This is a genomic window from Streptomyces tendae, assembly GCF_008632955.1.
In the GTDB taxonomy this organism is placed as follows: Bacteria; Actinomycetota; Actinomycetes; order Streptomycetales; family Streptomycetaceae; genus Streptomyces.
The window spans coordinates 3936762-3950515 of record NZ_CP043959.1; the positions used below are offsets into that span (position 1 = coordinate 3936762).

Here is a 13754-nt window from a genome sequence, read left to right on the forward strand (position 1 = left end):
GCCGGTCGGTGTCCGGCAACGATCACGGGATCACATGAGGGGGATCACCGCGAGTACCGCATCGGCCGAGCGGATCCTGCCCAGTCCCGCCCCCGTTCCGCCAGCCCGGCGGGCGCCCCCGTCCGCGCAGGGCTGCCGACACGCTCCGGCCGCACCGCCTCCCGCGCCCGCCGTCGTCCCGTCGTCACGTACCACTGGACGGCGAGGGTGAGCGCGAGGAGGACCTCGACGGCGTCGCCGCCGTAGTACATCAGCTGTGAGCCTGCCCGCAGGTCGGGCGGCGCGAAGGTGGTGCCCGGCGGGCCGGCCGCGTACAGGCTCTTGGCCAGTACCGCGTGAGCCGCCCCGGCCGCCAGCAGTGTCACGGCCCGCAGGGGAAGTCCCCACCGCCGGCGCACGGGGTCGACGGCGCAGACGGCCATGGCGAACAGCAGACCCGCGAGCAGCATGTGCAGCTCCAGCAGGCCCCCGAGCACGGGGTGCCGGTGGGCGGCGGACCACAGATCCGTGCGGTACAGCGCCCACAGCCGCCGATGTCGACGGCGGCGGCGACCGGCGGGAACAGCAGCCACCCGGCGACGGGGGAGTGCGCCACGCGCAGCAGCCCCCGGCGGAGAGTCCCCGGGGGCAGGAGCCGCAGGACGAGGGTGAGCGGACGGGCGACCGGGAGCAGCGCGGGACCCGCCATGGCCACGAGCAGATGCCGGCCGGTGTGGGCGGTGAACGGCCCGCCCGGCACCGGTCCCGCGAGACCCCAGACGACCGCCGCGCAGCCGCCGGCGAAGACGCAGTCCGCCACCGCGGCCAGGCGTCACCCGTCGTCTCAGCCGGACGGCACCCGCCACGTACGCCGCGCCCGCGAGGACGCACCCGAGGGCGGCCGGCGCTCCGAACGCCGTGGACACGGCAGGCGTCACGACGGCCGTCGCCCTCCCCGCCCGGACGGGGCATGCCCGGTCCGCACGGCACGCCTCGCCCGGACGAGAAGGCGCCCCGATCAGCCGGACGGCACCCGCCACGTACGCCGCGCCGCGAGGACGCACCCGAGGGCGGCCGGCGCTCCGAACGCCGTGGACACGGCAGGCGTCACGACGGCCGTCGCCCTCCCCGCCCGGACGGGGCATGCCCGGTCCGCACGGCACGCCTCGCCCGGACGAGAAGGGCGCCCCCGATCAGCCGGACGGCACCCGCCACGTACGCCGCGCCCGCGAGGACGCACCCGAGGGCGGCCGGCGCTCCGAACGCCGTGGACACGGCAGGCGTCACGACGGCCGTCGCCCTCCCCGCCCGGACGGGGCATGCCCGGTCCGCACGGCACGCCTCGCCCGGACGAGAAGGGCGCCCCCGACCAGCAACAGCACGAACCCCGCCGCGTTCCACGCCCAGTCGTACGGGGTGGTGTCGACCCCGTAGCGGATCTGGTGCACGCGCAGCACCTTGTGGTCGACGACGCCGTCGAAGACCTGGAACGCGCCCGCTCCCAGCAGGGCCCCGCTCCAGGCGTGCGCGGGTGAGAGCGCCCGGCGCCGCCGCAGGTCCGCGAAGAGGAAGAACCCGGCGACCAGCGCCAGCAGTTCCGCGGTGTGCAGCAGACCGTCCGACACCAGACCCACGCCCGACGTGGAGCGGTCGTAGAAGTGGTGCCAGTGCAGCACCTGGTGGAAGACGATCTCGTCCACGGCCGCCATGACGGCCGCGCCGATGAGCGCGCACACCAGCAACGAGCGGCGCGTCTCCGGGCGTCGCGCGGTGTCCGCGTCGGTCCACGGGTCAGAGGTGCTCACGGTGCGGTCCGTCCTCCCGAACGATCGGCTGCCGCTCGCCGTCTACCCCGCACGGCGCCGGCCAGCCCCGCCGGCCGGCGCCTGTCGTGGGGGGTTCAGCTCCCTCCCATGGCCTTGCGCACGGTGTCCTTGGTGCGGTCCATGAGGGCGGCCACCGGACCGAGGGCCATGTTCTTCGCAGCGGACTCGACGCCCGGATGGGGCCGGGTGGGCGCCATCGCCTCGGCCGCCTTGATGGCCCTGGCCATCGCGGCGAGGTCGGTGACGTCGGTGCTGCGGCGGATGTGGATGAACTCGTAGCGCTCCTCCGCCCGCGCGTGCGTCTGCACGTCGTGCCGCAGCTGGATCAACTGCGGGAGGAACCGCGGGTCGTCGGGGTCCATCTCGTCCAGGGACGCGAGCATCTCCTTGGCCTCGCGCTCCTCGGTGAGCCGGTCCTCGACGATCTGCTCGCCGCCCGCCACCGCCCGGCGGACGAAGGGATGGACGACCTCCTCCTCCGCGGTCTCGTGCACCGCCAGCAGCCGCACCAGCCGCCGGAAGGCGTCCCGGCGTTCGTCTCCGGCGGTTGCCTCCACCTCGTCGAAGAGGTTGCGGATGTCGCCGTGCTGGCGCATCAGCAGCGAGACGACGTCGTTGTCCGCGGCGTGGTCGTCCCCGGCCTGCGGAGTCTGCAACTCGGACATCTGGGGCCCTTCCTACTTCTCGCGCTGGGCGGGGTCGGGGTGCTCACCCTCGGTCTGCACGCGGTACTCGCGGCCGAACATGGCGTCGTGCTCGTGCATCACCCGGTCGCTCGGCGGGGCCTCACCGCCGTGGATCTGCTCCTGCATCTGCTCGAACCGCTCGTGCGCCTCACGCACGTAACCGGCCCCGAGCGTGGTCAGGTCCATCTGCGTGTCGAGCAGCTCGCGCAGGTAGGCCTTGTTCGGCTCGAAGGTGAGCACATTGGGCAGCTCGGGGGCGAGCACCTCGGCGGGCTCACGCCCGTCGTGCCGGCGCATCAGGTCGCAGGCCGTGTGCAGGTGCTCCAGCTCCATGTTCAGGTGCAGCTCCCAGATGGCCTTGACCTTCGGGTCGCTCTCCTGCTCCATGAAGGAGTAGTACAGGTAGCACTCGTTGTACTCGTGGTTGACCAGCTGCTCCCACCACGTCTCGCCCGGGTCCACGAGGGACTCGTAGTGGGTGACGTGCTCCTCCTCGATCAGCCCGATCTCCTGGTACAGCTGGCGGGCGATCGGCTCCATGTAGGTGGGGCCGGTGTTCATGTAGAAGTTCATGGTCTGCTGCTCCGCCGACATGATCGTCAACGCGTGCAGCTTGGACAGCGGGCTGGCCTGGTCCTTCGCGTAGGGGTCGCGGACGTTGTCGACCGGGTTGCGGTGGTGGTACCGCGTGGGCCGGCCCGGCATGACCTCGGTGAGGTTGTCGACGATGGACTCCGCCTTGCGGTGCTCGATCATCTCGTACAGGTTGGCGTACCGGTACAGGTGGTCGAAGTCCTCCAGCACACCGAACTGGTAGGCCTGCTTCAGATACGGGTCCGGCTCCATACGGGCCACCCAGGCGGTCAGGTCGACGGCCACCTGCTCGTACGCGATGGTCGTCTCCAGCACCGAGGACAGGCCGGGCAGCAGCCAGTTCACCACCTTCTGCTGCTGTGCCTCGATGTACCGGGTCCGGGCCAGCTGCCGCTTGATCTCCGGGTCGACGGTGTGGCGGGCGAGCTGGTGGCTGAACAGGATCGCCTCCACCTCGATCCCGTTCATGGTGATGATCCGGCACCGCGTGTACGGGTCACACCGGTCCGGGTCGATCGGTTCCACGTTCAGCTCGCGCCAGTTGCGCAGCTGGCGGTCCAGCGGGATACCACGCTGTTCCAGGGGATTGAAGGACATGGGCACTTCCTCGTCGAGGGGCCGAGCGGACGGAGTACCCCACGACAGCGGAGGGAGGCCGATGTCCGGCAGGGCACCCCCCATGCTCGGCCCGACCGGACGGGCTCGCCACGCCACACGCCCGCCGGGGACGGACGCGCCCCGGATGCCGCATTCGGATGGCCCAGGGGGCCGGGCCATGGACAATGCGGGGCCTGCCCTCGCCTGGTGGGCGACGGCGCGGACCCGCCCGCCGGCTCTCGGCGGCGGACGAACGCGGGCGGGGGAGGGATTGATCGAGGAGCGCATGCACGGCAAGGCGGTCCTGGGCATCGTGTGACCCGCGCGGCCGGGTCACGATGTAAGATGTCAGCTGACATCTACTGGGAGGTAGTGAACGATGGGCCGTGTGTCGAAGGCGCAGGCGCAGGAGAACCGGCAGCGGGTCGTGGAAACCGCCTCCCGCCTCTTCCGTGAGCAGGGCACGAACGTCAGCGTCGCGGACCTGATGAAGGCCGTCGGCCTGACCCACGGCGGCTTCTACAAGCAGTTCGCCTCCAAGGAAGCCCTGGTCGACGAGGCCACCGCGTACGCCTTCGAGGAGACGGCCGACGCGTACCCGCCGGAGTACGGCGTCCGCGAGGTGGTCGAGAGCTACCTCTCCGTCGAACACCGGGACGACGCGGCGGAGGCTGCCCGATCACCGGCTTCGCCACCGACCGGGCGCGGGCGGGCAGCGAGTCCGAGGCCCACCGCGTGTACACCGAGGGCGTGCAGAGGTTCGCCGACACCCTCACCGACGACGACCAGGATGGCCTCGTCCGCCTCTGCACCATGGTGGGGGCCCTGACGCTGTCCCGTGCGACGAAGGGCGACCCCGTCTCGGAGCAGATCCTCACCGCCGCCCGCGAGGCGCTGACGGCACAGGCGCAGGCGGGCGCCGCAGACCCCCAGGGCCCGGGCGCGTCCGACTGACCAGGGTGCGCACACGCCCGCCCGACGACGGGGCGGGCGCTCCCGGGCACCCGGGCCGTCATCGCGCCGCCCCCCGTCCGCCGTCCGGCCCCTGCCGCTCGCGCCCCCAGGCGGCCAGCGGCTCCAGGGCGTCGTTGAGGCGCTCGCCGTCCCCGGTCAGCGAGTACTCCACGCGGGGCGGCACCTCGTCGTAGGAGACCCGGCGCACCACGCCGTCCGCCTCCAACTCCCGCAGATGGGAGGCCAGCACCTTCTCGGTGACGCCGGGAAGCAGCCGGCGCAGCTCACCGAAGCGGCGACAAGGGTGCTCGTGCAGCGCCCACAGGATGAGCACCTTCCACTTGCCGCCGATCACCTCCATCGCCGTGTCGATCCCGCAGACGTGTCCGTCCGACGCGCCCGGCCGGTTCGACGTCGCCATGTCCCCACCCCTTCTACCTGCTCGCTCACCCCAAGGTAACCACCCACTTGCGAGTGCGTACTTGATCACCACCGCAGGTGCGGCCAGCCTGATCGGTATGTCGCACACCACCGGGACGAAGACTCCCGTCACCCTGCTCGGCCTCGGCGCGATGGGCACCGCGCTGGCCCGCGCCTGGCTGGCCGCCGGCCACCCCCTCACCGTGTGGAACCGCACCCCCTCCCGCGCCGCGGCGCTGACCGCCGCGGGCGCGCGGGCCGCGGACAGCGCCGCCACGGCGGTCGCGGCGAACACCCTGACCGTCGTGTGCCTCCTGGACGACGCCTCGGTCGAGGAGACACTGAACAGGACCGATCTGACCGGCAAGGACCTGGTCAACCTGACCACCGGCACCCCCGCCCAGGCACGCGCCCGCGCCGCCTGGGCCCGCGAGCGCGGCGCCCGCTACCTGGACGGCGGGATCATGGCCGTCCCGCCGATGATCGGCGTCCCGGACGCCGGCGCCCACATCCTCCTCAGCGGCTCACGCGAGCTGTTCGATCAGCACCGCCAGACCCTGGCCGTCCCGGCCGCGGCCACCTTCGTCGGCGAGGACGCGGGCTTCGCGGCCCTGTACGACGTGGCCCTGCTCAGCGCCATGTACGGCATGTTCGCCGGGGCGGCGCACGCCTTCGCCCTGATCCGCGGGGAGGACATCGACCCCACGAAGTTCGCCCCGCTGCTCGCCGACTGGCTCGTCGCCATGGCCCCCGCCGTCCATCAGACCGCCGACCAGCTGCGCAGCGGCGACTACACCAAGGACGTCGTCTCCACGCTCGCCATGCAGGTGGCTGGCACACCGACCTTCCTGACCACCGCCGAGGAGCAGGGTGTGAGCCCGGAACTGCTCACTGCCTACTTCACGTTGATGCGCCGTCGCCTGGCCGAGGGCAGCGGCGAGGAGGACCTGACGGGCGTGATCGACCTCCTCGCGCGCTGACCGGCCCCCGGCGCGAACGCCTCCCCTTAGGGCCTGTCTGACCATTTCCGTCTGCTGCGCGACGCCCTGCACGCACTCTCGCCGCACCGGCCCCAGGCCCAAGTACAGCCGGTACGAGGGCCTGGGGCAGGCACGCCGAGAGCACGCACCTGACGCCGCGCCCCCGCCCTCCGGGCGACGACGGAAGTTGTCAGACAGGCCCTAGGCTGCGCCGATGGGACACGCGACCGAGAACCCCGAGAGCCCGGCCCTCCCCGCCGACGCGGACGCGCACACGGACGGAGTGAACGACTACGACCGCTTCGCCGAGGCGTACGTGCGGGAGAACGAGGACAACCCCGTGAACGCGTACTACGCCCGGCCCGCGATGCTCGCCCTCGCGGGAGACGTGACCGGCCACCGGGTCCTGGACGTCGGCTGCGGGGCCGGCCCGCTGTCCGCCGCACTGCGCGACCGGGGTGCCACCGTCACCGGGGTCGACGCCAGTGCGCGGATGCTGGCGCTGGCCAGGAAACGGCTCGGCGACGACGTGGCCCTGCACCGGGCCGACCTGCGTGAGCCCCTGCCGTTCGAGGACGGTACCTTCGACGACGTCGTGGCCTCGCTGGTGCTGCACTACCTGGAGGACTGGGGGCCGGTGCTCACCGAGATACGGCGGGTGCTCGCGCCCGGCGGACGGCTGTTCGCGTCGGTGGACCACCCGTTCGTCGCGTACACCTTTCAGGAGCCCCGGCCCGACTACTTCGCCACCACCAGCTACACCTTCGACTGGAACTTCGAGGGGGAGTCGCACCCCATGCGGTTCTGGCGGAAACCGCTGCACGCCATGACCGACGCCTTCACCACCGCCGGGTTCCACCGCGTCCTGATCAGCGAGCCGCAGCCCGACCCGGCCGCCCGCGACCTGTTCCCCGACGCCTTCCGGGACCTGTCCACCCGCCCCACGTTCCTGTTCTTCGGCGCCGAGACACCGTCATGACCGAGAGGGCCCGCCCGGCGAGATCCACCGGGCGGGCCCCCTCGCCTCGCAGCGCGGTCAGCGCTTGAGCGTGAAGGTGAAGTCACCGCAAGGACGGCTGCCCAGACGGACCGCCGAGACCAACTTCCCCTCCGCCGCCAGCCGTTCCGCCTCACCCCGCGTGAGACCGAACCCGTCGGCGACCAGACGCACCGGCCGGACCGGGACCCGCGCCGCGAACCGGACCGAGACGTCGGCCACCTCCTCGTCGAGGTGGCCCGAACCGCCGGTGTCGAGCCGCCAGGCGCCGGCCCAGTCGAGGGCGACACGGCTGCGGCGCAGCACGCCCGGGTCCTGGAGCAACTCGGCCGTCAGACCGAGGTCGTTGTCGTGCAGCCGGTCCAGCACCTCGGGCCGCACGGAGCGCACACGCACGCGCTCCAGCACCGAGAGCTTCGCCGTCTCCCCGCACCCCGTGCAGAGCAGGAGGAGCCAGACGTCGATGAGCTTGTGGTGGGCGTTGACGCGGAACTTGCCGCTCGCCCGGAAACGCCCGGACGCACAGGTGTGGCAGCGGCGCCGGACCAACGGCAGGCAGGTGGGTATGACAACCCAGGTGTTGAGCACAGAAGTACACCGTTCTCAGTGAGAGATCCGCGAGAGATCCGCAGCAGGAATCAGCACGCCGCTGCAGAGGCGACGCGCGACAGATCAGCGCTTGGGAGGTCTCACAGGGTGTACAACGGGCTGTCCTCGGCTCGGCGGTTGGGACGCGGAGCACTGTAGCCACGGACGGAGACACCGCTCCACCGGATATTCCGCGCGGGCCCGAGGGCTTCCGGCGTTCCGCCCAGGTAACCGCCGGCTGCTCAGGCCCGCCGCGGCGGTTACCTGGGCGGTACGCCGGGGGTGCCGGTCGGGCGGGGCAGGAGGACGCCGTCCACGTACAGGTCGACGTACTCGTTGTAGAACGCCGCCAGTCCCGCGATGTTGGAGCACTGGACGGTGGGGAAGTCGTACGCCCAGAGGATGTTCTCGTGGGTGCCGGCCTCGCTGTCGAAGGACCAGTATCCGCTCGTCGTCCCCTTGTAGGGGCACTGGGTGACGTTGTCGGTGTGGCGCAGCAGCGGCCAGTTGATGTGGGCGGGGTCGAGGTAGTACCGGGTCGGCAGACCGGTCTCGAACAGCTTCACGCAGTGCGGGGCGTCCGCGAGGACCACGCCGTCCAGCTCCACACGCACCGCACTGGACGAACGCAGCGCGTCCACCCGGGTGTAGGGGCTTCGGGGGTGGACGAAGACCGGCTCGTCCTCCTCCAGCCACCGGTCCAGCGCGTCCCACCGGAAGCGGACGGTGCCGACGACGGCCTCCGGTGCGCCGTCCTGCCAGATCCAGGCGGCGCCCTCGCGGACCGCGTCCCCCACCCGCAGCGAGTGGCGTCGGGCGGGCCCCGCGCCGAGCTTCCCGGTCCGGCCGTCGTCGATCAGAATGCCCTCGACCAGGTCCTCCGGCGGGATGCAGTACTGCGGGTATCCCGGCCACTCCCACACGTACCGGGCGCGGCGGGTGTCGAAGACGACGTGCCCGTCCACGAGGCCGCGGACGCGGCGCGGTACGGGTTCGACATGCCCGACCGGGACGATCAGGCTGGGGTGCAGGACACTTTCGTCACCCATCGGCGGCCACCTCGATCCACTGGGGTCCACGGGTCCCCTGGGATCCACGCGGCTCCGGTCTCGTCTGCACCGGGCACGCTACCGGGCGTGACCGGAGGAACGCGTCAGCGTGGGCCCCCGTGTCATGAGTGCCGTCGGGGGCGGCGTGACCGTCACGGTCACGCCGCCCCCGACCGCCTGGCCGGCGCTCTAGCCGAGCGTGACGGCGTAGATCTGCACCCGCGGATCGTTCCGCAGACCGAGCGAGCGGACCGTCTTCGTCGCGTCGAGGGCCACCGAGTCGGCGAACAGACGCACCGGCGGGCCGTCCACGCCCTGCCCCCGCTTGATGCGGTGCGGCATCTCCAATGCGACGGAGGTGCCCGCCGGCGCGGACCCCGCCCAGTCGCCCACGGTGACCGGCAGCTCCGCGGTGGTGCCGTCGGTGTAGCGGACGGTGAGGCCGGTGGTCACCGGACCGTGGTGAGCCGCGCCGACCAGACGCAGGGTGCCGTACGACCCGGCCGGCAGGAGCATGGCCTGACCGCGGGCCTCGACGAAGTTCGCGGCCGTACCGGACGGATCGGGAGCGTCGTAGGTCACGCCGTCCCACACGACGGGTCCCGCCGCGGGCAGCAGGTCACCGTCGTAGCTCCACCCGGACCCGTCGAAGTCGCCCTCGCCGGAGGCCGCGGTGGTCGCGGTCCCGTCGTGGTTGCGCGCCCCGCCGAGGTCGACGGCACACTGCTCACCGCCGTCCCCGGCACACCGCGCGGCCTCACGCACCTCGACGGTGGCGACCCGCCGCACGCTCTGCACACCGTTCGCGGCCGCCGTGATCCGCACGGTGTACGTGCCCGGCGCGGTCCCGGCGGGGACGCGCACGTCCACCGTCGCGGTCCGTTGCACCGGGAGCCGCTGGGACGCCAGGGTGAGCGGGCCGGAGGTCTTCACCGTCCATCCGCCGGGTGCCTCGGCGCCGACCGACGCACGGAGCGTACCGGGGGCCTGACCCAGTACGTCCAGGTGCAGCCGCACGTTCTGGGCGCTGTCGGACGTCGGCACCACGTCGGCCGCGGTACGGAGCGAGGCGTCGAGGTGGCGCCGGGAGTCGGCGGCCGCCCGGTTCACGGACGGGGGCTCTGCGTCCTTGCCCGTGCCCCACGCCGACGGCCTGTCGCCCATCAGGAAGGAGAGGTGCCCGCCCTTGGCGACGGCGTCCCAGTCCAGCCAGGTGGCGCGCAGGTCCTTGCCTCCGAACTCCGCCCGCTGCACGTACCGTCGGGTGTCGCTGGTGCCCGGCGCCTTCACGGTCAGGGTGCCGCCCTGCCGGTTCCCGTAGGCACCGATGCGGATCACCGCCGAGGGGAACTGCGGGCTGGACACGGCGAGGAAGTCGCCGCCGTTCGTCGTCGGGTACAGGCCCAGGGACGAGAAGACGTACCAGGCGGACATCGTGCCCAGGTCGTCGTTGCCGGTCATGCCGTCGGGACCGTCGGTGAAGAGGTCGTCGCGGCGCGGACCACGGTGGCGGTCTTGGCGGGAGCGCCGGCCCACAGATACATGTAGGGCGCGTGCAGGTCGGGCTCGTTGTTCGGGTTGTAGGTCGGCTTGCCGTAGTAGTCGTACGGCGCCGAGATCCACTCGTCGCGGGCGGTCCCGGCGGGGTCCTTCAGCAGCTTGTCGTAGGCGAAGAAGGCGTCGAGCCGCTGCTCCGTCTTCCGCTTGCCGCCCATCAGGGCCACCAGGCCGGCCGGGTCCTGCGGGACCAGCCACTGGTACTGGTAGGCGCCGCCCTCGTGGAACTGGTGCCCGCCTCGACCGGGTCGTACGGCGTCATCCAGGTGCCCTCGGTGGTGCGGGGCCGGAACTGCTGGATCGAGGAGTCCCACAGGTTGCGGTACCACTGGCCGCGCGCCGCGAACAGGCGGGCGTCGGCGCTGTGTCCGAGGCCCTTCGCCATCAGGGCGAGCGACGCGTCCGCCGCCGCGTACTCCAGGGTCGCCGACGCGGGATGGACGCAGTCGTTGTCACCCCCCTTGTCGGGGCAGTCCTTCCCCAGCTCCAGCCCGCTGGGCACATAGCCGCGCTCCAGGTACGCGGCGATCCCGCACGGCCGTTGTAGGGGATTCGTCCGGCGGTGTCTCCAGGGCGTTCTTCCGGAGCAGCGCGTACGCCTCCTTCTCGTGGCCCTTGAGGAGGCCCTTCGACCAGGCCTCGACGAGGAAGGGGTCACGGGGTCGCCGGTCATGATGTTGGTCTCGCTGTTGGCGAGCGACCAGCGCGGCAGCCAGCCGCCGTCCCGGCCGATCGCGACGACCGACAGCGCGACGTCGCGGGCGACCTCCGGCTCCAGCAACTGCAGCAGCTGGTTCTGCGGACGGTGCGTGTCCCACAACGACAGGTTCTGGTACGGCGTGAACCCGGACGCGGTGTGCGCCTTGCCGTCGAAGCCCGCGTACCGGCCGTCGACGTCCCCGGCCAGGTTCGGGTGCAACTGGGCGTGGTACAGGGCCGTGTAGAACGCGCGGCGCCGCTCGGCCGACCCTCCGCCGACCGTCACTGCGGCGAGCCGGCGCTCCCACGTGTCCCGCAGCGCGGCCCGCGTGGCGTCGAAGTCGTAGGAGTCGTCCGTCTCCGCCTTCAGGTTCTTCCGGGCTCCCTCGACGCCCGTGTAGGAGAGGCCCACCTTGACGACGACGTCACGGTCGTCCTGGGCGTCGAAGGTCACCCAGGCGCCGTTGCCGCCCTCACCGGCCGCGTCCCGCGCCCCGGGGCTGCGGGTGCTGCCCCGCCAGGTGCCGTGCGAGCCGAACGGCCGGTCGAAGGTGGCCGTGAAGTAGACGGTGTGCCGGTCCTTGCCGGCGCAGAAGTTGCCCGCCTCGACCCGGCCCTCGACCGTCCGGTCACCGACGACGTGCACCTCCGAGGTGTACACCCGCTGGTTGGCCTTGCCCGTGTTGAACAGGACGTTGGCGCGGTCGGTGGCGGGGAAGGTGTAGCGCTGCCAGCCGGTGCGCGGGGTGGCCGTGAGCTCGGCGTCGATGCCGTACGTCGTCAGCCCGACGCGGTAGTAGCCGGGTTCGGCCTTCTCGTCGTCGTGGGAGTAGGCCGAGCGGTAGGCGTCGGGATCGACGGTGTCGACGGCACCGGTGGTCGGCATGAGGGGCAGCTCGCCCATCACGGAGCAGCCGACGCCGGACAGGTGGGTCTGGCTGAACCCGTGGATCTTGTCCTGCTGGTAGTCGTAACCGCCCTGGCCGCCGGTGTCCGGGCTCACCTGGACCATCCCGAACGGGGCGCTCGCGCCGGGGAAGGTGTTGCCGAAGTTCTGGGTGCCGATGAACGGGTTGACGAGCGAGGTGAGGTGCTCACCGGCCGTGGAGGACTCGGCGGCCGAGGAGGGCCGCGCTGCCGAGGGGGACTGGGCGAGGGCCGGTACGGGCGCGAGGCCCGCGCCGGTGACGACGAGTGCGGCGAGGACGGTCGAGGCGCGACGGCGCCATCGACGGAGGGGTCTGTGCATGGAAGCGGTCTCCTGTTCCTCGCCTGCCCCGTGGTGCGGCACGGGAGGCGATCGTCAAGGGACGGGCCGGGTGGGCTCGTTGCTGCGGACGTGGTCACAGGGCGTGCCTGCGGGACGCGGGGGCCGGGCATCCTCCGTTCGCACCGGGACCGTGGGTACCTGGCGGGACGGAAGCGGACTAGATCACGCTGCTGACATCGTTGTCAATAGGTCTGACGGCAACCTGTCCGGCGGGGCCGACGGTGACCTGGCCGGCAGTGACCGTCAGGTCCGACGGCGGCCCGTCGAGCCAACACCCGGAGTCACGCCGGGTGTCCGGGCACGGGGTACCGGCGCAGCACCATGAGCGAGTCCTCCACCGTCGCGGCCATGGCGAACGGGAACCGGTCGACCTCCAGGCAGAGCGGCACGTCCTCCGGGCTGGACCCCCGGCGCACCCCCTGCGTCAGTTCGACGGCGGCACGCGACGCACCGGCACGGCGCAGGAACTCCGCGGCGTCCGTTCCGGCCCCGCCGGCGCGCGCGGCGATGTACTCGGCGCACGCCAGGTCCTCCTCGGCGCGCCCGTCCTCGCCCGTGACGACGAACGTGACGCTCCTGGGGGCACGTTCGCGCAGGACCCGGGCGGTGGCCTCGGCGACCACGAAGCCGGCGCAGAGCACGAGCGAGGCGTCCTTGACCGCGAGCGCGCCGACGGTACCCGCCGTGGTCTTCTGCACGACGGTGCGTCCGCCGAGGTCGGCGGTCCGCAGCAGGGCGGGGGAGTTGACCAGGTCGAAGCCGGGCGCGGGCGGGCCGTCCTTCAACGCGGCCCACGCGGGATGACGCGCCTTGAGGTCCAGCGCGTCCTTCAAGGACTCGGCCAGGACGATCCGTTCGGCGCCCCGGGCGAAGGCCCAGGCGGCCACCGTGCAGGCACGCATGACGTCCACCACGACCGCCACGTCCGGGACATCCGTCAACTCGGCGATACCGAGGAAGCGAGCCTTCATGTGGTCATGATGCGGCATGCGACGGCCGGAGCGCCCGGCCTTTCGAGCCGGCGAAGGGCGGGCGAGCCTGGCCGGTTCACGTCTCACGCTTTCGTTGAAACCGAAATCACAGTGTGGTCGAACACTGACGACCGACCATGACGCACAGATACCGGGAGGCACTTGATGACACGACTCAGGAAGGCGGCGGCTCTGGTGACGGGGGCCGCGGCCGTGCTGCTGACCGTCGCGGCGGCGCCGCAGGCGGGAGCCACGGACTGGCGGCCAGGGGTGACGTTCTACACCGGCGCCCAGCAGGGCGGCGCCGCGATGTCCGCCGACCTCGACGCGGTCGGGTGCCGGGAACTTCCCGCACCGGCCGCGTCGTACCTGGCCGTGTCGGACCGGAACGTGGACGTCTTCTTCAACCCGGGCTGCCGCACCGGCGCACCGGGCGGGACCGGCGACCTCGCCTACCGCACCGGAACGCTCAACGCCGGTGACTTCCCTTACCCGGCAGTGAGTTACCGGGTCCGCGCGGACGCGGACTGACCGGGTCCCGACTCCCGGGGCGGGGGAGCGCGCAGCGGCATGTCGTCCACGCCCGC

15 protein-coding genes and 2 pseudogenes are annotated in these 13754 nt (G+C 72.2%); 6 read left to right on the top strand and 11 right to left on the bottom strand.

Annotated features, from left to right (window positions below; genetic code table 11):
- Window positions 1–44: 44 nt before the first annotated feature.
- From F3L20_RS18000 to F3L20_RS18015, 5 genes and pseudogenes are all read right to left on the bottom strand, one after another.
- Window positions 45–572, bottom strand: a complete 528-nt coding sequence (locus tag F3L20_RS18000; protein WP_276615852.1) for a cytochrome c oxidase assembly protein — start codon at window positions 570–572, stop codon at window positions 45–47.
- 17 nt (window positions 573–589) lie between these two features.
- A pseudogene (locus F3L20_RS35310) lies at window positions 590–799 on the bottom strand (cytochrome c oxidase assembly protein); the annotation flags it as partial.
- Between the two features lie 463 nt (window positions 800–1262).
- On the bottom strand, window positions 1263–1784 hold the full coding sequence (locus F3L20_RS18005; RefSeq protein WP_150155240.1) for a DUF2243 domain-containing protein: 522 nt from the start codon (window positions 1782–1784) through the stop codon (window positions 1263–1265).
- A 95-nt stretch (window positions 1785–1879) separates the two neighbouring features.
- Window positions 1880–2470, bottom strand: a complete 591-nt coding sequence (locus F3L20_RS18010; protein ID WP_150155241.1) for a hemerythrin domain-containing protein — start codon at window positions 2468–2470, stop codon at window positions 1880–1882.
- Window positions 2471–2482: 12 nt separating this feature from the next.
- Window positions 2483–3682, bottom strand: a complete 1200-nt coding sequence (locus tag F3L20_RS18015) for a hypothetical protein (protein ID WP_150155242.1) — start codon at window positions 3680–3682, stop codon at window positions 2483–2485.
- A gap of 178 nt (window positions 3683–3860) precedes the next feature.
- On the opposite strand from F3L20_RS18015, the gene F3L20_RS34020 reads away from it, so the two are divergent.
- Genes F3L20_RS34020 through F3L20_RS35675 form a run of 3 tightly spaced genes read left to right on the top strand, consistent with a single transcriptional unit; the run spans window position 3861 to window position 4636 of the window.
- Entirely contained in the window at window positions 3861–4001 is a 141-nt protein-coding gene (locus F3L20_RS34020) for a hypothetical protein (RefSeq protein ID WP_167534548.1), read from the top strand.
- A 60-nt stretch (window positions 4002–4061) separates the two neighbouring features.
- A complete protein-coding gene (locus tag F3L20_RS18020) occupies window positions 4062–4511 on the top strand; it encodes a TetR/AcrR family transcriptional regulator (protein WP_431193159.1) in 450 nt (149 codons plus the stop codon).
- Complete coding sequence (locus F3L20_RS35675; protein ID WP_431193160.1) at window positions 4496–4636, top strand: hypothetical protein; 141 nt, start codon at window positions 4496–4498, stop codon at window positions 4634–4636. Before F3L20_RS18020 ends, F3L20_RS35675 begins: the two co-directional genes overlap by 16 nt.
- Window positions 4637–4694: 58 nt before the next feature.
- Here the strand turns inward: F3L20_RS35675 and F3L20_RS18025 are convergent, their stop codons facing one another.
- The gene (locus F3L20_RS18025; RefSeq protein ID WP_150155243.1) at window positions 4695–5057 is read right to left on the bottom strand and encodes a winged helix-turn-helix transcriptional regulator; all 363 of its coding nucleotides are present in this window, start codon (window positions 5055–5057) and stop codon (window positions 4695–4697) included.
- Between the two features lie 97 nt (window positions 5058–5154).
- On the opposite strand from F3L20_RS18025, the gene F3L20_RS18030 reads away from it, so the two are divergent.
- Window positions 5155–6036 (top strand): NAD(P)-dependent oxidoreductase, encoded by an 882-nt coding sequence (locus tag F3L20_RS18030; RefSeq protein WP_150155244.1) that lies wholly within the window; start codon window positions 5155–5157, stop codon window positions 6034–6036.
- Window positions 6037–6250: 214 nt separating this feature from the next.
- Window positions 6251–7015 carry a class I SAM-dependent methyltransferase gene (locus F3L20_RS18040; protein WP_150155245.1) on the top strand — a complete coding sequence of 255 codons (765 nt, stop codon included), beginning with the start codon at window positions 6251–6253 and terminating at the stop codon, window positions 7013–7015.
- Window positions 7016–7072: 57 nt separating this feature from the next.
- Here F3L20_RS18040 and F3L20_RS18045 read toward each other — a convergent pair whose 3' ends face one another.
- The 5 genes and pseudogenes from F3L20_RS18045 to F3L20_RS18060 all read right to left on the bottom strand — a co-directional run bounded on the left by F3L20_RS18045 (window position 7073) and on the right by F3L20_RS18060 (window position 13167).
- On the bottom strand, window positions 7073–7621 hold the full coding sequence (locus F3L20_RS18045; RefSeq protein ID WP_150155246.1) for a DUF1062 domain-containing protein: 549 nt from the start codon (window positions 7619–7621) through the stop codon (window positions 7073–7075).
- A 260-nt stretch (window positions 7622–7881) separates the two neighbouring features.
- Window positions 7882–8670, bottom strand: coding sequence for a DUF427 domain-containing protein (locus F3L20_RS18050; protein WP_150155247.1), 789 nt, complete (start codon window positions 8668–8670; stop codon window positions 7882–7884).
- A 189-nt stretch (window positions 8671–8859) separates the two neighbouring features.
- Complete coding sequence (locus F3L20_RS34700) at window positions 8860–9834, bottom strand: NEW3 domain-containing protein (protein ID WP_240810947.1); 975 nt, start codon at window positions 9832–9834, stop codon at window positions 8860–8862.
- A gap of 51 nt (window positions 9835–9885) precedes the next feature.
- Window positions 9886–12175, bottom strand: a pseudogene (locus tag F3L20_RS34710) (GH92 family glycosyl hydrolase); the annotation flags it as partial.
- A gap of 302 nt (window positions 12176–12477) precedes the next feature.
- Window positions 12478–13167 carry a 2-phosphosulfolactate phosphatase gene (locus F3L20_RS18060; protein ID WP_150155248.1) on the bottom strand — a complete coding sequence of 230 codons (690 nt, stop codon included), beginning with the start codon at window positions 13165–13167 and terminating at the stop codon, window positions 12478–12480.
- Between the two features lie 165 nt (window positions 13168–13332).
- Between F3L20_RS18060 and F3L20_RS18065 the strand changes: the two genes are divergently transcribed.
- On the top strand, window positions 13333–13698 hold the full coding sequence (locus F3L20_RS18065) for a hypothetical protein (protein ID WP_150155249.1): 366 nt from the start codon (window positions 13333–13335) through the stop codon (window positions 13696–13698).
- Window positions 13699–13754 lie beyond the last annotated feature (56 nt).